Below are 19,332 nucleotides of genomic sequence, written 5' to 3' on the forward strand. Positions count from 1 at the left end.
TTTTTCTCTTCAACCGAACCGGCTGTTTGTGTGAAGTGATTCACATCTGCCGTGTCAGTGGGAGCGCATTATAGGGAGTTCGCCGGAAGTAGCAAGGGTTAAAATAGAAAAATCTTATCGACCGCTCATTATTTGAACTTTCCGCTTATTCCTCTTCCTACCATTAAAGCCGCCATCCCAGTGTTCATGCGGCCTGCAGCGTAGCTAACTCGAAAATTGGTTTTTGGCAAAAATGTGATTTTTCTCTCTTACCCAACGCCATTATCGCGCCGATGGAGAATTAAGCGCCACTCTTGACCCACGACAAAGCGCCCGCCCAGCCCCCGTTTCTATAATCAGGCCCGTTTCTTCTTACTGGTAATAATCGATGGCTTATCAACTCAACATTAACTGGCCCGAGTTTTTAGAGAAATACTGGCAAAAGCAGCCGGTGGTTTTAAAAAACGCGTTTCCGGACTTCGTCGACCCGATTACCCCGGACGAGCTGGCCGGGTTAGCCATGGAGCCGGAAGTCGACAGCCGGCTGGTCAGTCTGGCCAACGGTAAATGGCAGGCCAGCAATGGACCTTTTGAACATTTCGATGGCCTGGGCGAGACCGGCTGGTCGCTGCTGGCCCAGGCGGTAAACCACTGGCATATGCCGGCCGCCGAGCTGGTGCGACCGTTCCGCGTACTGCCGGACTGGCGTCTGGACGACCTGATGATCTCCTTCTCCGTCCCCGGCGGCGGCGTCGGGCCGCATATCGATCAGTATGACGTCTTTATTATTCAGGGCATGGGCAGCCGCCGCTGGCGCGTGGGCGATAAGCTGCCGATGCGTCAGTTCTGCCCGCATCCCGCGCTGCTGCACGTCGACCCGTTCCCGCCGATTATTGATGAGGATCTGCAGCCGGGCGATATCCTCTATATTCCGCCGGGATTCCCGCACGATGGTATCACCCACGAAACCGCGCTGAACTACTCCGTGGGTTTCCGCGGGCCCAACGGGCGCGACCTGATCAGCAGCTTCGCCGACTATGTGCTGGAGAACGATCTCGGCGGCGAGCACTACAGCGATCCGGACCTCACCTGCCGCGAGCATCCGGGCCGGGTTGAAGAGTATGAACTCGAACGTCTGCGCGGCATGATGATCGACATGATTCGCCAGCCGGAAGACTTCAAGCAGTGGTTCGGCAGTTTCGTCACCACCCCGCGTCACGAGCTGGATATTGCGCCGGCGGAACCACCGTATGAAGAAGAGGAAGTAGTCGATGCGCTGCTGGGCGGCGAAAAACTTTCTCGCCTGAGCGGCCTGCGCGTTCTGCATATCGGCGACAGCTTCTTCGTGCATAGCGAACAGCTGGACACCACCGATGCCGAAGCGCTGGATGCGCTGTGCCGCTATACCTCATTAGGTCAGGAAGAGCTCGGCAGCGGCCTGCAAAACCCGGCGTTTGTGAGCGAACTGACGCGCCTGATTAATCAAGGCTACTGGTACTTCGAAGAGTAAGCCGCGGTACGATTACGGGCAGCCGCCTGGCGCTGCCCGCTGGCTATCAGCCGTTATTGCGCCTGTTTCGGCAGCACCACAATAAACCGCGTCGAGCGCAGATCGGACTGCGCCGCCACGCTGCCGTGGTGGGCGCTGACGATGGATTTCACAATCGCCAGGCCGATGCCGCTGCCCTCCCCTTTGCGCTGGCGCGAGGGGTCGACGCGATAGAAACGGTCAAACAGCCGCGGCAGATGTTCGGCGGCAATCGGCGTACCGGGGTTCTCCACCACCAGGCGGATCGTCTCCGCGCTTTCGCTCAGCGCGATCGTCACCGCCTGGCCAGCCGGGGTGTAGCGGATCGCGTTCGACAGCAAGTTGCTGATCGCCCGCCGCAGCATCAACGGATCGCCCGTCACCCGGCAGGGGCTGCCGTCAAAGCGCAGCGCTACCGCCTTCTCTTCCGCCCACGCCTCGAAAAACTCAAACACCTTATGCACTTCCTCAGCCAGATCCAGTTCCCGCTGTTCGGGGATCAGCTGGTTGTTATCGGCCTGGGCGAGGAACAGCATATCGCTGACCATCCGCGACATGCGCGAGAACTCTTCGAGATTGGAGTAGAGCACCTCTTCCAGCTCCGGCTGGCTGCGGCTCTGGCTTAAGGCGATTTCGGTTTGCGTCACCAGGTTGGTGATCGGCGTGCGGATCTCATGGGCGATATCGGCGGAGAAGTTCGACTGGCGGGTAAAGACATCCTCCATTCGCTCCAGCATATGGTTAAAGGACAGCGCCAGCCGCTCCAGTTCGATAGGCACCGCCTGCGGGTCGAGGCGCACGTCGAGATCCCGCGAGGTAATATTCTGGATCTGCCGGCTGATCTGGCGGATAGGCTTATGCCCCTGATAGACCACAAACAGCACGATGGCGATGATCAGCAGGCTGATTATCGACGCGGCGGAAATCAGCTTCGCTTTCAGCTCATTAATATAGTGCAGGTGAAAATCGATGGATAAGGCCATCAGCAGATGGTACGCCGGCTTGCCATCCGCCTGCTTGCCCAGCGGCAGCATGATCAGCCGCCAGGCACGGGTCTCCATTTGATGATTATCGTGCGCCATTGCCCGCGGCTGCGGGTCGGTCCATGAAATCACATTCCCGTCGCGCAGCTGCATCGCCAGGCCTGGCGTACTCAGCATATGGCTGAGATCCGGCCCGTTGGGCGACTGGAACAGAATATTGCCCTGCCCATCGTCCAGGCAGATAAAGACGTTGGCGTAGCCCGCAATGATATTCTTCACGATCTCCAGCCGCCGCGCCTGCGGGTAGTCAGCGTGGTCGAGGACCGTCTCCAGGGTGGTGCTGAGCTGCCTGAGATCGTGAACGTCGCGCTCTTCAAAATGCGCCTTCACCGAATGGATCATGATCCAGGTGAAGGCAAAGAAGGCGATGATGGTGGCGAGGCTAATAAAGAAACTCAGCCGGGTAGCCAGGGAAAAGGGGCGCTTAGCGACCATCCGGCACCTCAAGCATATAGCCGACGCCGCGCACAGTCTGGATCAGCTTCGGCTCGAAGTCGTTATCGATTTTGGCGCGCAGCCGCTTCACCGCCACATCTATCGCGTTGGTATCGCTGTCGAAATTCATATCCCACACCTGCGAGGCTATCAGCGAACGCGGCAGCACTTCGCCCTGATGGCGCAGGAAGAACTCCAGCAGAGTGAACTCCTTGCTGGTCAGGGTGATGCGGGTGGCGCCGCGCGTCACCTTACGGCTGACCAGATCGACGCTGAGATCCGCCGCCTGAAACTGGCTTTCGACAATGACCGCCGCCCCGCGGCGCAGCAGCGTCCGCACCCGCGCCAGCAGTTCCGCAAAGGCGAACGGCTTCACCAGATAGTCGTCGGCGCCCAGCTCCAGCCCCTTCACCCGATGCTCAATGGTGCCCAACGCGGTAAGCAGCAGGATCGGCATGCCTTTCCCGGCGGCGCGCAGCATGCGCACGATATCCCAGCCGTTCACGTCCGGCAGCATGATGTCGAGGATCAGCAGATCATAGTCGCCGGTCATCGCCAGGTGATAGCCGTTAAGGCCGTTATCGGCCAGGTCGACGACGAAGCCAGCCTCGGTAAGCCCTTTGGTCAGGTACTCCCCGGTTTTCTTCTCATCTTCGACAATCAAAATCTTCACCGCCGGCTCCTTCACGCGCGTTCTGTGCGGGTATTCAATTTTAGAGGAGCGCCTCCGGATAGCAATGAAATATCAGGAAAATGACAGCTTTGTCATTTTCCTGTCACGTCCTGAACAGAGGCCGCTACGTAAATTAGCCGCCATGGATAAATCGTCGAAAACGTCTGCCGCCATGCGCCCAATAACGCTTCTTACCCTCAGCGTGATACTCGCCTTAACCGGCTGTGTCTCGCTCGCTCCGGACTACCAGCGCCCCGCCGCGCCGGTACCGCAGCAGTTCTCTCTCAGCCAGAACAAGCTGGTTCCCGCAACCGCGAGCTATCAGGAGACCGGCTGGCGAACCTTTTTCGTCGACCCGCAGGTGAAAAGCCTGATAGGCACCGCGCTGACCAACAACCGCGATCTGCGGATGGCGACGCTGAAAGTGCAGGAAGCCCGCGCCCAGTATCGGGTGACCGATGCCGACCGCTACCCGCAATTGAACGGTGACGGTAGCACCACCTACGGCGGCAAGCTTAAAGGCGACACCACCACCAGCAGCGATTACGCCGCCGGGCTGAATCTCAACTATGACCTCGACTTCTTTGGCCGGCTGAAAAACCTCAGCGAGGCCGACCGGGAGAACTTCTTCGCCAGCGAAGAGGCACGGCGCGCAGTGCATATCCTGCTGATTGCTAACGTTTCACAAAGCTACTTCAACCAGCGGCTGGCGGCAGCGCAGCTGCAGGTGGCCAACGACACCCTGCAAAACTATCAGCAGTCTTACGCGTTCGTTGAAAAACAGCTGCTGACCGGCAGCACTACCGTGCTGGCGCTGGAGCAGGCGCGGGGGATGATCGAGAGCACCCGCGCCGAGATCGCCAGGCGGCAGGGCCAGCTGGCGCAGGCTAATAACGTTCTGCAGCTGTTGCTCGGTAGTTATCAACATCTGCCGGACGATAGCGCCAGCAGCGCCGTCGACCTGCAAGGCGTAACCCTGCCGCCGTCGCTCTCTTCAGCGATCCTGCTGCAGCGGCCGGATATTTTAGAGGCCGAACACAGCCTGCGGGCGGCCAACGCCAACATCGGCGCCGCGCGGGCGGCCTTCTTCCCGTCGATCACCCTGACCAGCTCGCTCTCCGGCAGCAGCAGCGAGCTCGCCAGCCTGTTTAACGCCGGCAGCGCGATGTGGAACTTCATCCCCAAAATCGACATTCCGATTTTCAACGCCGGGCGCAATCAGGCCAACCTCGATCTGGCGGAGATCCGCCAGCAGCAGCAGGTGGTCAACTACGAGCAAAAAATTCAGTCCGCTTTTAAGGAAGTGGCCGACGCGCTGGCCCTGCGCCAAAGCCTGGCCGATCAGATCGCCGCCCAGGAGCGCTATCTCGCTTCACTCAATATCACCCTGCAGCGCGCCACCGCGCTCTATCGCCACGGCGCGGTCAGCTACATCGAAGTGCTGAGCGCCCAGCGCGACATTTTCACCACCCGACAAACCCTGCTGGAACTCAACTATTCCCGTCAGGCAAATGAAATCACCCTGTTCACCGCCCTCGGCGGCGGCTGGATGGAATAACCCGAGGAGTCTTGATTATGAATTCACTGTCTAAAGTCGCCCTGTTCACTCTGATTTTTGGCGCGGTGTTCGCCGCCCAGGCCGCCGACCCGCACGCCGGCATGGCGATGCACGAACAGCCCGCCGCCGCGCAGACGCAAAGCATCAGCGGCAAAGGGGTCATTAAAACCATTGATATGGATAGCAAAAAAATCACCATTGCCCACGAAGCCATCCCGGCGGTGAACTGGCCGCCGATGACCATGCGCTTCACCATCACCCCGCAGACCCAGCTCAACAATGTGAAGGACGGCGACAGCGTGGACTTCACCTTCGTTCAGCAGGGCAATCTGTCGCTGTTACAGGATATCCGCGCCCACTAATGGCCCGGCGACGGTAGGCTCCTCAACAACTGAATGGACGACACATGGCATCCCTGACACTGAAAAACACGGCGCTGATCCTCGGCAGCATGGCGATCGGCGGCGCGCTCACCGCAGCGCTGTATACCCGGATGGCGCCGCCCCTCGACGCTACCGCCGCCGCCCCGGCGGCCGAGCAGCAGCGAAAAGTGCTGTTCTGGTACGACCCGATGTACCCGAACACCCGCTTTGATAAACCGGGTAAATCGCCGTTTATGGATATGGACCTGGTGCCGAAATACGCCGATGAGGAGAGTGCCGCCGCCGGTGCGCCGGGGGTGCGTATCGACCCGACGCAGACCCAGAATCTCGGGGTGAAAACCGCCGCCGTCACCCGCGGGCCGCTGCGCTACGCCCAGACCTTCCCGGCCAACATCAGCTACAACGAGTACCAGTACGTGATTATGCAGGCACGGGCGGCGGGCTTTATCAATAAAGTCTATCCCCTGACCGTCGGCGACAAAGTGCAACAAGGTACGCCGCTGCTGGAACTGACCATCCCGGACTGGGTGGAAGCGCAGAGCGAATACCTGCTATTGCAGGAGACCGGCGGCACCGCCACCCAGGTCGAGGGGATCCTCGAGCGGCTGCGTCTCGCCGGAATGCCGGACGACGATATCCGCCGCCTGAAAGCCACGCGCAAGATCCAGACCCGCTTCACCCTCAAGGCGCCCATCGACGGGGTGATCACCGCCTTCGATCTGCGCGCCGGAATGAACATCGCCAAAGATAACGTGGTGGCGAAAATTCAGGGCATGGACCCGGTGTGGGTCAGCGTGGCGGTCCCCGAGTCCATCGCCTGGCTGATTAAAGACGCCTCGCAGTTCCGCATTCAGGTTCCCGCCTGGCCGGACAAAACCTTCCGCATCAGCAAATGGACGATTCTCCCCAGCGTCGATAGCGCCACCCGCACCCTGCAGCTACGCCTGCAGGTGAACAACCCGGATGAAGCGCTGAAGCCGGGGATGAACGCCTATCTGCAGCTGACCAGTGACAGCGAACCAATGCTGCTGATCCCCTCCAAAGCGCTGATCGACAGCGGCAGCGAGCAGCGGGTGATCGCCATGGATAACGAGGGCCGCTTCGTGCCGAAGCAGGTCCAGGTTTTCCATGAATCCAATGGCGTCACGGCCATTCGCAGCGGGCTGAAGGAGGGCGAGAAGGTGGTCGCCAGCGGCCTGTTCCTGATCGACTCGGAAGCCAATATCGCCGGCGCGCTGGAGCGCATGCGCGCGCAGGCCCCTGATGCCGCTGCCGCCCACGCGCACTGAGGAACGGAACAATGATTGAATGGATTATCCGCCGCTCGGTGGCCAACCGCTTCCTGGTGATGATGGGCGCGCTGTTTCTCAGCCTCTGGGGGACCTGGACCATCGTCCACACCCCGGTGGACGCCCTGCCGGATCTCTCCGACGTACAGGTGATCGTCAAAACCAGCTATCCGGGGCAGGCGCCGCAGATTGTCGAAAACCAGGTCACCTGGCCGCTAACCACCACCATGCTGTCGGTGCCCGGCGCCAGAACGGTGCGCGGCTTCTCGCAGTTTGGCGACTCTTATGTGTATGTGATTTTTGAAGACGGCACCGACCCTTACTGGGCGCGCTCGCGGGTGCTGGAGTATCTCAACCAAGTGCAGGGCAAACTGCCCGCCGGAGTCAGCGCCGAAATGGGCCCGGACGCCACCGGCGTCGGCTGGGTCTTCGAGTACGCGCTGGTCGACCGCAGCGGCAAGCACGATCTCGCCGAACTGCGCTCCCTGCAGGACTGGTTCTTAAAATATGAGCTGAAAACCATTCCTAACGTCTCGGAAGTGGCGTCGGTGGGCGGCGTGGTCAAGGAGTACCAGATTGTCGTCGACCCGATGAAGCTGACCCAGTACGGCATCAGCCTCGGCGAGGTGAAATCGGCGCTGGACGCCTCTAACCAGGAGGCGGGCGGCTCTTCGGTCGAACTGGCGGAAGCCGAATATATGGTGCGCGCCAGCGGCTATCTGCAGACCCTCGACGACTTCAAAAACATTGTACTGAAAACCGGCGATAACGGCGTGCCGGTCTATCTCGGCGACGTCGCGCGGGTGCAAGTCGGCCCGGAGATGCGCCGCGGCATTACCGAACTGAACGGCGAAGGCGAAGTGGCCGGCGGCGTGGTGATCCTGCGCTCCGGCAAGAACGCCCGGGAAGCGATCTCGGCGGTCAAAGAAAAACTGGCGTCGCTGCAAAGCAGCCTGCCGGAAGGGGTTGAAGTGGTCACCACCTACGACCGCAGCCAGCTTATCGACCGCGCCATCGATAACCTCAGCCACAAGCTGCTGGAAGAGTTTATCGTCGTCGCCCTGGTCTGCGCCCTGTTCCTGTGGCACGTGCGCTCGGCGCTGGTGGCGATTATCTCCCTGCCGCTCGGCCTGTGCTTCGCCTTTATCATGATGCATTTCCAGGGGCTCAACGCCAACATCATGTCGCTGGGCGGGATCGCCATTGCGGTGGGGGCGATGGTCGATGCCGCCATTGTGATGATTGAGAACGCCCACAAGCGGCTGGAGGAGTGGACGCATCAGCATCCGGGAGAGAAGCTCGGCAACGACAGGCGCTGGAAAATCATTACCGATGCCTCGGTGGAGGTTGGCCCGGCGCTGTTTATCAGCCTGCTGATCATCACCCTGTCGTTTATCCCCATTTTCACCCTCGAAGGCCAGGAGGGCAAACTGTTCGGTCCGCTGGCCTTCACCAAAACCTGGTCGATGGCCGGAGCGGCGCTGCTGGCGATCATGGTGATCCCGATCCTGATGGGCTTCTGGATCCGCGGCAGGATCCCGGCGGAGAGCAGTAACCCGCTGAACCGCTTTTTGATCCGCATTTACCATCCGCTGCTGCTGAAGGTCCTGCACTGGCCGAAGACCACCCTGCTGATCGCGCTCCTGTCGATCCTGACGGTTGTCTGGCCACTTAACCGGGTCGGCGGCGAGTTTCTGCCCCAGATCAACGAGGGCGATCTGCTGTATATGCCGTCAACGCTGCCCGGGATCTCCGCCTCGCAGGCGGCGGATATGCTGCAGAAGACCGACAAGCTGATCATGACGGTGCCGGAGGTGGCGCGGGTGTTCGGCAAAACGGGTAAAGCAGACACCGCTACCGACTCAGCGCCGCTGGAGATGGTGGAGACCACCATTCAGCTCAAACCGCAGGATCAATGGCGGCCGGGGATGACCATGGAGAAGATCGTCGACGAACTGGACAAGACCGTGCGCCTGCCGGGGCTGGCGAACCTGTGGGTGCCGCCGATCCGCAACCGCATCGACATGCTCTCCACTGGCATCAAGAGCCCGATCGGCATTAAAGTTTCCGGCACTAACCTGGCTGATATCGACGCCATCGCCGGGCAAATTGAGGGGGTGGCGCGCAGCGTGCCGGGCGTGACCTCGGCGTTAGCCGAGCGGCTGGTGGGCGGGCGCTACCTCGACATTGATATCCAGCGTGAGAAGGCGGCCCGCTACGGAATGACCGTCGGCGACGTGCAGCTGTTCGTCTCGTCCGCTATCGGCGGGGCGATGGTCGGCGAAACGGTGGAGGGGGTCGAGCGCTATCCGATCAACATCCGCTATCCGCAGAGCTACCGCGATAGCCCGCAGACCCTGCGCCAGCTGCCGATCCTCACCCCGCTGAAGCAGCAGATCGTCCTCGGCGACGTCGCCGAGGTGAAGGTGGTCAGCGGGCCATCGATGCTGAAGACCGAGAACGCCCGCCCCACCAGCTGGATCTACATCGATGCCCGCGACCGCGACATGGTGTCAGTGGTGCACGATCTGCAGCAGGCCATCGGCAAGGAGGTGAAGCTGAAGCCGGGCATCAGCGTGTCGTATTCCGGGCAGTTTGAGCTGCTGGAGCGCGCCAATCAGAAGCTGAAGCTGATGGTGCCGATGACGCTGATGATTATCTTTGTGCTGCTGTACCTGGCGTTCCGCCGCGTCGGCGAGGCGCTGCTGATCATCGCCAGCGTGCCGTTCGCCCTTGTGGGCGGGATCTGGTTCCTCTACTGGATGGGCTTCCATCTGTCGGTGGCCACCGGCACCGGCTTTATCGCCCTGGCCGGCGTGGCCGCGGAGTTTGGCGTGGTGATGCTGATGTACCTGCGCCACGCCATCGAGGCGGAGCCGGCGCTGGAGAACCCGCAGACCTTCAGCGCCGGGAAGCTCGACGAGGCGCTGTATCAGGGGGCAGTACTGCGCGTGCGGCCGAAGGCGATGACCGTGGCGGTGATTATCGCCGGCCTGCTGCCGATTTTATGGGGCACCGGCGCCGGGTCGGAGGTGATGAGCCGCATCGCCGCGCCGATGATTGGCGGAATGATCACCGCCCCGCTGCTGTCGCTGTTTATTATTCCGGCGGCGTATAAGCTGATGTGGCTGTCCCGGCATCGGGGCAAGCGCGGCCGCTAGCCCACCGCGTTTACGCCGGTCCGGGAAATTGGCTATAGTGGCGCCATTCTTCTGGCCGGCGTGAACGTCCCTATGAATCTGAACCTGGTATGTTATTCCCTGCTGCTGCTCACCGCTGTGGGCAGCGCCCTGCTCCCCTACCCGCTGGCGATGTGGTTTTTACTGAGCAGCCTTCTGACATGGCTTATCTATGGCGCCGACAAGCTGGCGGCGCGCAAAGCCTGGCGACGGGTGCCGGAAACCACGCTGCTGGTGCTCGGCCTGGCGGGAGGCTGGCCGGGGGCGATCCTCGGCCAGCAGTGTTTTCGTCATAAAACGCAAAAGCAGCCCTTCCGGACGTGGTTTTTCATCAGCGTGGCGCTGAACGTGGCGGCGCTGGCCGGGCTATATGCGGTTTACTCTGGCATGCTCAGTCGCTAAGGGGCGAGGCTAGCGCGCCGTCTGGCGGATCCACACCAGTCGATCGACGTCAAAGCCCAGTTCGCGCGCGGTATTCAGGTAATCCTGCTTCACCGCCGCCGGAATGGTGGGGGTGCGCGACAGGATCCACAGATAGTCGCGGTTGGGGCCGCTGACCAGCGCATACTGGTAGTCGTCGTCCAGACGGATCACGTTATAGCCGCCGTAGAACGGCCCGAAGAACGACACCTTCAGCGCCGCGGTGGTGGGGGCGCCGGTGAAATAGGCTTTCCCGTCGCTCTCATTCCAGCGTTTTTTGACCGGGTCATAACCGCGATTGACGACGCTGATCCCCCCGTCGCTGCGGGCGCCGTAGGTGGCGGTCACCTGCTCCAGGCCTCGCTCGAAGCGATTCTCCAGGCGGGCGACCTCATACCATTTCCCGAGGTAACGGCTGGCGTCAAACCCGCTAATCGGCTGAACGCCCTTCGGCGGGGTGGGCGATTTGCAGGCCACCAGGGTCAACGCGATAGCGACGCCAGTGACAACAGGCCATAGCTTCATGAGAACTCCTTTCATTTACGCGGTTGGGGAAAGTGTAGTGCAAAGCCGCTACACTTCACGCCAGCCGACGTGATTCGTAGTATATTGAGAATATTCTTTGTTAACAGGTGGCCTCCATGCCTTACTCCATCGGCGAATTTGCCCGACTCTGCGGGATAAATGCGACCACGCTTCGCGCCTGGCAGCGCCGCTATGGCCTGCTCAAGCCGCTGCGCACCGATGGTGGACACCGTCTGTACAGCGATGACGACGTCCAGCAGGCGCTTAAAATCCTCGACTGGGTGAAAAAAGGGGTGCCGGTCAGCCAGGTGAAGCCCCTGCTGTCGCGCCCCGGCGCGCGGCGCACCAACAACTGGCTGACGCTGCAGGAGAGCATGCTGCAGCGGCTGAAAGAGGGAAAAATCGAGTCCCTGCGCCAGCTGATCTACGATGCCGGCCGCGAATATCCGCGCCAGGAGCTGGTGACCGAGGTGCTGCGTCCGCTGCGCAGCCAGGTCTCCGCCAACGTGCCGGCCATCATGACCCTGCGCGAAATCCTCGACGGCATCATCATCGCCTACACCTCGTTTTGCCTCGAAGGCGACAAGAAGGCGCCCGGGGACAACTTTCTGATCACCGGCTGGCACCTGACCGACGCCTGCGAAATCTGGCTTGAAGCGCTCAAACGCACCGGCCAGGGCCATCGCATCGACGTCCTGCCGGTGCCTCCCGCCGCGCTGGCGCCGGAGATTTTCCCCCAGCGCAACTGGCTGCTGGTCACCAGCGGCAAACTCTCCGCCGCTCGTCAGAGGCAGGTCGAACTCTGGCAGCAGCAGGTCGTCTCCCTCGAGGTGATCCCGCTCTAACCCCCGGTTTTCACTTCCCCCCACTATCTGTTCCACCTGCGCCCGGCGGCGCGGCGGGCGCACGTTTGCCCTTCGTGCAACCCGCGATTTTCATCCTTTAAAACACCAATAATAACAACCTGATTTTAAACATAAATAAAATATATTTTTTCACAAACTTGGACAAATAATTTTATTTGTGTAAGTTTTAAGTATGCCATTACGCCACCGTGTTTAGCCAGGATGTGATCCATGAGCACCACGCCGTCCGTCATTCGTCGTTTCGTTGAGTACTACGCCGGGCTGGATGCGCAGCCGCCCACGGCGCTGGCCGCGCTGTACCATCCGGACGCGACGCTGAGCGATCCTTTTGGTCAGCACCAGGGACTGTTTGCCATCCAGCGCTACTTTACCCATCTGCTGGCCAACGTGGAGCAGTGCCGGTTCACCATCGACGCGCCGCTCTGCGACGGTCAGCGGTTCGCCGTAACCTGGACCATGCACTGGTCGCATCCGCGTATTGCCGGCGGAGAAACCCTGGCCCTGCCGGGCTGCTCGGTGGTGGACATTGCCGGGGAGCAGGTTCTCCACCAGCGCGACTACTACGACGCCGGGGAGATGATCTACGAGCACCTTCCCCTGCTGGGCTGGGCGGTACGCGGCGTGAAACGGAGGGTGCGCTCATGATGACGGTGCTTATCACCGGCGCCAGCTCCGGGATCGGCGCCGGCCTGGCGAAATCCTTCGCGGCGGATGGCCACCTGGTCATCGCCTGCGGGCGCGATGCTTCGCGCCTGACGGCGCTGCAGCAGTTCAGCCCCAACATCAGCGCGCGCCTGTTCGATATGACAGACAGGGACGCCTGTCGCCAGGCGCTGACGGGCTGTTTTGCCGACCTGATCATTCTCTGCGCCGGCACCTGCGAATACCTCGACCACGGGCAGGTGGATGCCGCCCTCGTGGAGCGGGTGATGGCCACCAACTTCCTCGGGCCGGTGAACTGCCTGGCGGCGCTGCAGACGCAGCTGGAAGCAGGCGATCGGGTGGTGCTGGTCAGCTCCATGGCGCACTGGCTGCCCTTCCCGCGCGCGGAAGCCTATGGCGCCTCCAAGGCGGCGCTGACCTGGTTTGCCAATAGCCTGCGTCTGGACTGGGAGCCGAAAGGGGTCGCCGTCACGGTGGTCTCTCCAGGCTTCGTCGACACCCCGCTGACGCGCAAAAACGACTTTGCCATGCCCGGCCGGGTGAGCGTCGATCGGGCGGTGGCGGCGATCCGCCACGGCCTGGCGAAGGGCAAAAACCACATCGCCTTCCCCACCGGCTTCAGCCTGGCCCTGCGGCTGCTGGCCAGCCTGCCGTCAGGTATACAGCGCCTGCTATTGCGCAGGATGGTGCGCTCATGAACATCGCCATCATCGGCAGCGGCATCGCCGGGCTGACCTGCGCCTGGCGGCTGGCCGGACACCATCAGGTGACGCTGTTCGAAGCGGGCGCCACGCCGGGCGGCCACACCGCCACCGTGGATGTCGCCACGCCGCAGGGCACCTGGGCCATCGATACCGGATTTATTGTCTACAACGATCGCACCTATCCGCGCTTTATGGGCCTGCTCAGCGAGCTGGGGATCGACGGGCAAAAAACGCAGATGAGCTTCTCGGTCCACAACCCGGCCAGCGGCCTGGAGTACAACGGCCACAGCCTGACCTCGCTCTTCGCCCAGCGGCGCAATCTGCTGAAGCCGGCCTTCTGGGGGCTGCTGAGCGAGATCGTCCGCTTCAACCGGCTGGCGAAACTGGCGCTGACCGAGGCGCTGGATCCGGGGGCGACGCTGGAGAGCTTCCTCGCCCGCCACCGCTTCAGCCCCTTCTTCGCCCGCCACTATATCCTGCCGATGGGGGCGGCCATCTGGTCGTCGTCGCTGCAGGAGATGCGCCGCTTCCCGCTGCCGCTGTTTTTGCGCTTCTTTGAACACCACGGCCTGCTGGACATTCGCGATCGCCCGCAGTGGTACGTAGTGCCCGGCGGTTCCCGGGAATACGTTCGCGCCCTGCTCGCCAGGCTCGGCGACCGCCTGGACCTGCGACTCAACGCGCCGGTGCAGCAGGTGGAGCGCCACCCGACAGGGGTTACCCTGCGGCTGGCGTCCGGGGAGGCGCATTTTGACCAGGTGATCTTCGCCTGCCACTCCGCGCAGGCGCTGGCGATGCTGGCGGCGCCCACCGACGCCGAGCGTGAGGTGCTGGGGGACATCGGCTGGCAGCGCAACGAGGTGGTGCTGCACAGCGATCCGCGCTGGCTGCCGGCGCGTCAGCGCGCCTGGGCCAGCTGGAACTATCGCCTGAGCGACGGGGATCGGGCCCGGGCCTGCGTCACCTACAACATGAATATTCTCCAGGGGCTGCCCGCGGGCGCGCCGCTGTTCTGCGTCACCCTGAACCCGGACGCGCCGGTGGACGAGCGCTACGTCTGGCAGCGCTTCGTCTATGAGCATCCGCTGTTTAACCCGCAAAGCTGGTCGGCCCAGCTGCGGCGCGAAGAGATTAACGGCCAGCAGCGGAGCTGGTACTGTGGGGCCTACTGGTACAACGGCTTTCATGAGGACGGGGTGCGCAGCGCGCTCGACGTGGTGCAGGGCATCGCCGCGGCGGAGGGCAACTGAAATGAACAGCTGCCTCTATCAGGGCGTCCTGCGCCACCGTCGCCTGCAGCCGAAGGCGCACCACTTCGTCTACCGCCTGTTTATGGCCTGGCTCGACCTCGACGAACTGGACAGGCTGCCTGAGGCGGGCATCCGCCGCAACCGCCTGGCCGCCGCCGCCTGGTACGACGCCGATTATCCGCTGGGCGCGCCGCTGAAGGCTCAGGCGCTGAACCGGCTGGAGAGCCTGACCGGTTGCCGCCCGGCGGGACGCGTGATGCTCCTGACCCAGCTGCGCTACTTCGGCTTCCATTTTAATCCGGTCAACTTTTACTACTGCTATGACGAGGCCGACACCCTGCGCTGGGTGCTGGCCGAAGTGCGCAACACGCCGTGGAATGAGCGTCATTACTACGCGGTGGACGGCCAGCAGGCGCGCCCGCTGGAGAAAGCCTTTCACGTTTCGCCGTTTAACCCGATGGACATGGTCTATCACTGGCGCTTCAACGCGCCCGGCAAAACGCTGCACATGCACATTGAAAACCATCAGGCCAGCAAGGTGTTCGACGCCACGCTGGCCCTGAGCCGCGTGCCGTTAACCCGCGCCAACCTGCGCGGGCTGCTGCTGCGTCTGCCGATGATGACCCTGAAAACCGCCCTCGCCATCTACTGGCAGGCGCTGCGGCTGTGGCTGAAGCGCGTGCCGCTGTACAACCATCCTGTCAGCAGGAGTGAACGCTCATGACCGATCCCGTCTTTGCGCTTGAACCCGATGTGCCGCGCAACGTGCGGCTCGCGCGCTGGCTGCTCTTTCGTCTGTTGAGCGGCCTCCGCGAAGGCTCGCTCACCGTGCGCGAAGGGGCGCAGACTTTTCATTTTGGCGACCCCGCCGCCGCGCTGCGCGCCGAGGCGCGGGTCTGCACGCCGGAGGTGTACTGGCGTCTGCTGACCGGCGGCAGCCTGGCGGCGGCCGAGGCCTGGATGGACGGCGACTGGGAGAGCCACCAGCTGACGGCGCTGCTGCAGATCCTTGCGCGCAACGGCGAGGTGCTGGGGCGTCTGGAGCGCGGCTTTCGTCTGCTGGGCAAGCCCGTCGCCCGCCTGCGCCACTGGACCCGCCGCAACACCCGCGCTCAGGCGCGGGAGAACATCGCCGCCCATTACGACCTCGGCAACGAATTTTATGCCCACTTTCTGGATGACGACCTGCTCTACTCCAGCGCGCTGTTTGCCGACGACCAGCAGGATCTGACCCAGGCCCAGCGGGCCAAGATGGCGCGCCTGTGCGACCAGCTGGCGCTCACTCCCGGCGATCATCTGCTGGAGATTGGCACCGGCTGGGGGGCGCTGGCCGAGTACGCCGCCCGCCATTACGGCTGCCGGGTCACCACCACCACCCTCTCCCGGGAGCAGCACCGCTGGGCTACCGAGCGCATGGCCCGCGCCGGGCTGCAGGATCGCGTCGAGGTGCTGCTCTGCGACTACCGCGATCTGCGCGGCGAGTACGACAAACTGGTGTCGGTGGAGATGATTGAAGCGGTGGGCCAGCGCTACCTGCCGGCCTTTTTCCGCACCTGTCAGGCGCGCCTGCGCCCGGGCGGCAAAATGGCCCTGCAGGCGATCACCATCCAGGATCAGCGCTATCGCGACTACAGCAAAAGCGTCGATTTTATCCAGCGCTACATCTTCCCGGGCGGCTTTTTGCCCAGCATCACGGCAATGAGCGAGCTGATGACCCGCCATACCGATTTTGTGGTGCGCAACCTGTTCGACATGGGCCCGGACTATGCCCGCACGCTGGCGCACTGGCGGCAGCGTTTTACCCATGCCTGGCAGGATATTGAAAAGCTCGGCTTTGATGAGCGCTTCCGCCGGATGTGGCTCTACTACTTCGGCTACTGCGAAGCCGGATTTAACGCCCGCACCATCAGCGTGGTGCAGCTCACCGCGGAGCGGGTATGACACGCCCGGCGCAGCACCTGCTGATGGCCCTCGCGTTCGATGTTTACTGGACGCTGGTGGTGATGTTGCGCGAGCGCGGCCTGCTGATCTGGCTGACGCTGGCGCTGTTCGCCTGGCTGCGGTTGCCGGCGGCCAGTCGTCCGCCCGCTCTGCTGCTGGCCGCGGCGGGCTGCGGGCTGGACGCCTGCTGGGCGCTGGCGGGGCTGATTGATTTTCCCGGCGACAGCCTGCTGCCCCTGTGGATGGTGGCCCTGTGGCTGATGTTCGCCGTCGTCTGGACCCGGCTGACCCACACCACGACGCTTCCCGGCTGGGTGCTGGCCGCGGTGGCCACCGTCGGCGGCCCGGTGGCCTACCTGATCGGCGCTCGCCTCGGAGCCATGACCCTGCTGGTACCGACGGCGCTTGCCGTGGCCGCCATGGCCTGCGGCTGGCTGGTGCTCATGCTGTTGTTCCATCTGGGGATGGGGAGGCAAAAATGAGATTCGCCCTGTTACTGCTGTGGCTGAGCGCCCTCGCCCCGGCGGCCCACGCCGCCGACTGGCTGACGTGGCGCCGCGTCGGCGAGGCGACCCTCACCTGGGGGCCGTTCACTGTCTATCACTCACTGCTGCGCACGCCCAATGGCCGGTATGCCGGCCCGCAGCAGGATCGGGCGCTGATCATCACCTACCGGCGCGACATCGATCGCGAGGCGCTGGTGGAGGCCACCCGCGACCAGTGGCAAGCGCAGGGCATTCTGCAGCAGGAGCCGCGCAGCGAAGCCTGGCTGCGCATGCTGCAGGGGATCTGGCCGGACGTTGCGTCGGGCAGCCAGCTGGCGTTCGTGGTCAGCGGCGGCGAGGGGCAGTTCTGGTACCGCGCCAGCGCCGCGCAGACCGCCTTTACCCCGCTCGGCCCGCGCCAGTCGGCGGCGTTCAGCACCCGCTTTCTCGCCATCTGGCTCGATCCGCGCACCACTTATCCCGAACTGCGTCAGCAGTTGATCGGAGGTACACCATGAAACGCATTCTGACCCGTGGCCTGGCGCTGCTGATGCTGATGCTCGCCGGCTGCAGCACCGAGGTCACCGAGTACCGGCAGCAGCAGCCCGCCCTCGACATCTTCCACTATTTTCAGGGCCAAACCGAGGCGTGGGGGATGGTGCAGGATCGCCGCGGCAAACAGCTGCGCCGCTTCCATGTAGCGATCGATGGCGACGTCGTCGGCGACACCCTGACGCTCCATGAGCGCTTTGTCTATGACGATGGCGAGAAACAGCAGCGGGTGTGGCGCATTCGCCGCACCGGCGATAACCGTTATCAGGGCACCGCCGGGGATATCGAAGGCGTGGCCAGCGGCCAGGCGGCAGGCAATGCCTTTCACTGGCGCTACAGCATGAACGTCGAGGCCAGCGGCAGCCGGTGGCTGCTGCACTTTGACGACTGGATGTTCCTGCAGGACGGCAGCCATTTGTTTAACAAAACCGAGATGAAGAAATTCGGCATTACGGTGGCCACCGTGACCCTTTTCTTTACCCGAACCACAGCAGAAGAGAGGACAGCGCCATGAACACGCAACCTGTCATTGGGATCAGCGGATGTTTAACCGGCTCAGCCGTGCGATTCGACGGCGGGCATAAGCGTATGGGCTTTGTGATGGATGAGCTCGCGCAGTGGGTGGCGTTTAAGCCCGTCTGCCCGGAGATGGCGATCGGCCTGCCCGTTCCCCGCCCGGCGCTCCGGCTGGTGCAGACCCCGGTCGGGGAGATCCGCATGCGCTTCAGCCACGCCCCGCACGAGGATGTGACGGAGAAGATGACCGATTTCGCCAACGCCCATCTGGCAACCCTGGGCGAGCTGTCGGGCTTTATCGTCTGCGCCAAATCGCCGAGCTGCGGGATGGAGCGCGTGCGGCTGTATGATGAAAAAGGCAATCGCGGGCGTAAGGAAGGCGTGGGGCTGTTTACCGGCGCCCTGATGGCGCGCTACCCGTGGCTGCCGGTGGAAGAGGATGGCCGGCTGCACGATCCGCTGCTGCGGGAGAATTTTGTCGAGCGCGTCTTCGCCCTGCATGAACTCAACGCCCTGCGCGCCCGCGGCCTGACCCGCCACGGCCTGCTGGCCTTTCACAGCCGCTACAAGCTGCAGCTGCTGGCTCACCACCAGGCGGGCTACCGCGAGATCGGCCCGTTCGTCGCCTCGCTGCATGAATGGGAGGATCTGGAGGCTTTCTTCGAGGTCTACCGCGAGAAGCTGATGGCGATCCTCAAGCGGCCCGCCTCGCGGAAAAACCACACCAACGTGCTGATGCATATTCAGGGTTATTTCCGCGACCAGCTGAACAGCCGCCAGCGCGGCGAGCTGCGGGAGGTGATCCTCAACTATCGCGCCGGGCTGCTGCCGATCCTCGCGCCGCTGACGCTGCTTAAGCACTATCTGGCCGAGTATCCGGATCGCTACCTGCAGGCGCAGAACTATTTTGACCCCTACCCGCAGGATCTTGCCCTGCGCCTGACGGTGAACTGAGGGAACCTGGGCCAGCTGCCCGGCGGCGCTGCGCTTGCGCGGGCCTACGGGGGGGTATCCCGCAGGCCTCCTCAGGAACGTAGGCCGGATAAGGCATTTATGCCGCCATCCGGCACTACCGCGGGTGCGGCGCCTGACCGCCCGGCGGCGCTGCGCTTGCCGGGCCTACAGGGGGATCCCGCAGGCCTCCTCAGAAACGTAGGCCGGATAAGGCATTTATGCCGCCATCCGGCACTACCGCGGGTGCGGCGGCAGACCGCCCGGCGGCGCTGCGCCTTCCGGGCCTGGGGGTATCCCGCAGGCCTCCTCAGAAACGTAGGCCGGATAAGGCATTTATGCCGCCATCCGGCACTACCGCGGGTGCGGCGCCTGACCGCCCGGCGGCGCTG

General features: G+C 63.0%; 19 protein-coding genes. 16 read left to right on the forward strand and 3 right to left on the reverse strand.

Features of this window, described 5'->3' with window-relative positions; all coding sequences use genetic code 11:
- Window positions 1-367: 367 nt before the first annotated feature.
- Window positions 368-1,489: a ribosomal protein uL16 3-hydroxylase gene (locus L2I46_RS27500; protein ID WP_023291817.1), complete on the forward strand. Its 1,122-nt coding sequence runs from the start codon at window positions 368-370 to the stop codon at window positions 1,487-1,489.
- Window positions 1,490-1,542: 53 nt separating this feature from the next.
- On the opposite strand, the gene L2I46_RS27505 is transcribed toward L2I46_RS27500, so the two are convergent.
- Window positions 1,543-2,985: a Cu(+)/Ag(+) sensor histidine kinase gene (locus L2I46_RS27505; RefSeq protein WP_023291816.1), complete on the reverse strand. Its 1,443-nt coding sequence runs from the start codon at window positions 2,983-2,985 to the stop codon at window positions 1,543-1,545.
- Complete coding sequence (gene cusR, locus L2I46_RS27510) at window positions 2,975-3,658, reverse strand: copper response regulator transcription factor CusR (protein ID WP_004206716.1); 684 nt, start codon at window positions 3,656-3,658, stop codon at window positions 2,975-2,977. The genes L2I46_RS27505 and cusR overlap by 11 nt, the downstream gene beginning before the upstream one ends.
- A 172-nt stretch (window positions 3,659-3,830) precedes the next feature.
- On the opposite strand from cusR, the gene L2I46_RS27515 reads away from it, so the two are divergent.
- The 5 genes from L2I46_RS27515 (at window position 3,831) to L2I46_RS27535 (ending at window position 10,469) form a co-directional block, all read left to right on the forward strand.
- Window positions 3,831-5,216 carry an efflux transporter outer membrane subunit gene (locus L2I46_RS27515; protein WP_236948374.1) on the forward strand — a complete coding sequence of 462 codons (1,386 nt, stop codon included), beginning with the start codon at window positions 3,831-3,833 and terminating at the stop codon, window positions 5,214-5,216.
- A gap of 17 nt (window positions 5,217-5,233) precedes the next feature.
- Window positions 5,234-5,578 (forward strand): cation efflux system protein CusF, encoded by a 345-nt coding sequence (gene cusF, locus L2I46_RS27520; RefSeq protein WP_101862725.1) that lies wholly within the window; start codon window positions 5,234-5,236, stop codon window positions 5,576-5,578.
- A gap of 44 nt (window positions 5,579-5,622) precedes the next feature.
- Window positions 5,623-6,888: an efflux RND transporter periplasmic adaptor subunit gene (locus tag L2I46_RS27525; protein ID WP_121936426.1), complete on the forward strand. Its 1,266-nt coding sequence runs from the start codon at window positions 5,623-5,625 to the stop codon at window positions 6,886-6,888.
- An 11-nt stretch (window positions 6,889-6,899) separates the two neighbouring features.
- Window positions 6,900-10,049: a CusA/CzcA family heavy metal efflux RND transporter gene (locus tag L2I46_RS27530; RefSeq protein ID WP_236948372.1), complete on the forward strand. Its 3,150-nt coding sequence runs from the start codon at window positions 6,900-6,902 to the stop codon at window positions 10,047-10,049.
- Window positions 10,050-10,121: 72 nt separating this feature from the next.
- A complete protein-coding gene (locus tag L2I46_RS27535; RefSeq protein WP_032454727.1) occupies window positions 10,122-10,469 on the forward strand; it encodes a DUF1294 domain-containing protein in 348 nt (115 codons plus the stop codon).
- A gap of 9 nt (window positions 10,470-10,478) precedes the next feature.
- On the opposite strand, the gene L2I46_RS27540 is transcribed toward L2I46_RS27535, so the two are convergent.
- Complete coding sequence (locus L2I46_RS27540; RefSeq protein WP_102002176.1) at window positions 10,479-11,012, reverse strand: lipocalin family protein; 534 nt, start codon at window positions 11,010-11,012, stop codon at window positions 10,479-10,481.
- A 116-nt stretch (window positions 11,013-11,128) separates the two neighbouring features.
- Between L2I46_RS27540 and L2I46_RS27545 the strand changes: the two genes are divergently transcribed.
- From L2I46_RS27545 to L2I46_RS27590, 10 genes are all read left to right on the forward strand, one after another.
- Window positions 11,129-11,857, forward strand: a complete 729-nt coding sequence (locus L2I46_RS27545) for a MerR family transcriptional regulator (RefSeq protein ID WP_085551950.1) — start codon at window positions 11,129-11,131, stop codon at window positions 11,855-11,857.
- Window positions 11,858-12,088: 231 nt separating this feature from the next.
- Window positions 12,089-12,523: a nuclear transport factor 2 family protein gene (locus L2I46_RS27550; protein WP_023291810.1), complete on the forward strand. Its 435-nt coding sequence runs from the start codon at window positions 12,089-12,091 to the stop codon at window positions 12,521-12,523.
- On the forward strand, window positions 12,520-13,239 hold the full coding sequence (locus L2I46_RS27555) for an SDR family NAD(P)-dependent oxidoreductase (protein WP_032454726.1): 720 nt from the start codon (window positions 12,520-12,522) through the stop codon (window positions 13,237-13,239). The genes L2I46_RS27550 and L2I46_RS27555 overlap by 4 nt, the downstream gene beginning before the upstream one ends.
- On the forward strand, window positions 13,236-14,495 hold the full coding sequence (locus L2I46_RS27560; protein ID WP_101862723.1) for an NAD(P)/FAD-dependent oxidoreductase: 1,260 nt from the start codon (window positions 13,236-13,238) through the stop codon (window positions 14,493-14,495). Before L2I46_RS27555 ends, L2I46_RS27560 begins: the two co-directional genes overlap by 4 nt.
- A 1-nt stretch (window position 14,496) precedes the next feature.
- Window positions 14,497-15,219, forward strand: a complete 723-nt coding sequence (locus L2I46_RS27565) for a DUF1365 domain-containing protein (protein WP_048291159.1) — start codon at window positions 14,497-14,499, stop codon at window positions 15,217-15,219.
- Window positions 15,216-16,436: an SAM-dependent methyltransferase gene (locus L2I46_RS27570; protein WP_032454723.1), complete on the forward strand. Its 1,221-nt coding sequence runs from the start codon at window positions 15,216-15,218 to the stop codon at window positions 16,434-16,436. The genes L2I46_RS27565 and L2I46_RS27570 overlap by 4 nt, the downstream gene beginning before the upstream one ends.
- Window positions 16,433-16,918, forward strand: coding sequence for a DUF2878 domain-containing protein (locus L2I46_RS27575; protein WP_102002076.1), 486 nt, complete (start codon window positions 16,433-16,435; stop codon window positions 16,916-16,918). The genes L2I46_RS27570 and L2I46_RS27575 overlap by 4 nt, the downstream gene beginning before the upstream one ends.
- Entirely contained in the window at window positions 16,915-17,439 is a 525-nt protein-coding gene (locus L2I46_RS27580; RefSeq protein WP_236948373.1) for a hypothetical protein, read from the forward strand. Before L2I46_RS27575 ends, L2I46_RS27580 begins: the two co-directional genes overlap by 4 nt.
- Window positions 17,436-17,987, forward strand: a complete 552-nt coding sequence (locus tag L2I46_RS27585; RefSeq protein ID WP_065884082.1) for a DUF3833 domain-containing protein — start codon at window positions 17,436-17,438, stop codon at window positions 17,985-17,987. The genes L2I46_RS27580 and L2I46_RS27585 overlap by 4 nt, the downstream gene beginning before the upstream one ends.
- Entirely contained in the window at window positions 17,984-18,943 is a 960-nt protein-coding gene (locus L2I46_RS27590) for a YbgA family protein (protein ID WP_102002078.1), read from the forward strand. The genes L2I46_RS27585 and L2I46_RS27590 overlap by 4 nt, the downstream gene beginning before the upstream one ends.
- The last annotated feature ends 389 nt before the right edge of the window (window positions 18,944-19,332 follow it).

It is taken from the genome of Klebsiella sp. 2019SCSN059, assembly GCF_021739525.1.
Taxonomy (GTDB): domain Bacteria; phylum Pseudomonadota; class Gammaproteobacteria; order Enterobacterales; family Enterobacteriaceae; genus Klebsiella; species Klebsiella quasipneumoniae.

Bases quoted from the DNA above. Each gene is read 5' to 3' on its own strand.
- L2I46_RS27500 (WP_023291817.1), top strand. From the start codon at position 368: ATGGCTTATCAACTCAACATTAACTGGCCCGAGTTTTTAGAGAAATAC.
- L2I46_RS27505 (WP_023291816.1), bottom strand. From the start codon at position 2,985: ATGGTCGCTAAGCGCCCCTTTTCCCTGGCTACCCGGCTGAGTTTCTTT.
- L2I46_RS27515 (WP_236948374.1), top strand. From the start codon at position 3,831: ATGCGCCCAATAACGCTTCTTACCCTCAGCGTGATACTCGCCTTAACC.
- cusF (WP_101862725.1), top strand. From the start codon at position 5,234: ATGAATTCACTGTCTAAAGTCGCCCTGTTCACTCTGATTTTTGGCGCG.
- L2I46_RS27525 (WP_121936426.1), top strand. From the start codon at position 5,623: ATGGCATCCCTGACACTGAAAAACACGGCGCTGATCCTCGGCAGCATG.
- L2I46_RS27530 (WP_236948372.1), top strand. From the start codon at position 6,900: ATGATTGAATGGATTATCCGCCGCTCGGTGGCCAACCGCTTCCTGGTG.
- L2I46_RS27535 (WP_032454727.1), top strand. From the start codon at position 10,122: ATGAATCTGAACCTGGTATGTTATTCCCTGCTGCTGCTCACCGCTGTG.
- L2I46_RS27540 (WP_102002176.1), bottom strand. From the start codon at position 11,012: ATGAAGCTATGGCCTGTTGTCACTGGCGTCGCTATCGCGTTGACCCTG.
- L2I46_RS27545 (WP_085551950.1), top strand. From the start codon at position 11,129: ATGCCTTACTCCATCGGCGAATTTGCCCGACTCTGCGGGATAAATGCG.
- L2I46_RS27550 (WP_023291810.1), top strand. From the start codon at position 12,089: ATGAGCACCACGCCGTCCGTCATTCGTCGTTTCGTTGAGTACTACGCC.
- L2I46_RS27555 (WP_032454726.1), top strand. From the start codon at position 12,520: ATGATGACGGTGCTTATCACCGGCGCCAGCTCCGGGATCGGCGCCGGC.
- L2I46_RS27560 (WP_101862723.1), top strand. From the start codon at position 13,236: ATGAACATCGCCATCATCGGCAGCGGCATCGCCGGGCTGACCTGCGCC.
- L2I46_RS27565 (WP_048291159.1), top strand. From the start codon at position 14,497: ATGAACAGCTGCCTCTATCAGGGCGTCCTGCGCCACCGTCGCCTGCAG.
- L2I46_RS27570 (WP_032454723.1), top strand. From the start codon at position 15,216: ATGACCGATCCCGTCTTTGCGCTTGAACCCGATGTGCCGCGCAACGTG.
- L2I46_RS27575 (WP_102002076.1), top strand. From the start codon at position 16,433: ATGACACGCCCGGCGCAGCACCTGCTGATGGCCCTCGCGTTCGATGTT.
- L2I46_RS27580 (WP_236948373.1), top strand. From the start codon at position 16,915: ATGAGATTCGCCCTGTTACTGCTGTGGCTGAGCGCCCTCGCCCCGGCG.
- L2I46_RS27585 (WP_065884082.1), top strand. From the start codon at position 17,436: ATGAAACGCATTCTGACCCGTGGCCTGGCGCTGCTGATGCTGATGCTC.
- L2I46_RS27590 (WP_102002078.1), top strand. From the start codon at position 17,984: ATGAACACGCAACCTGTCATTGGGATCAGCGGATGTTTAACCGGCTCA.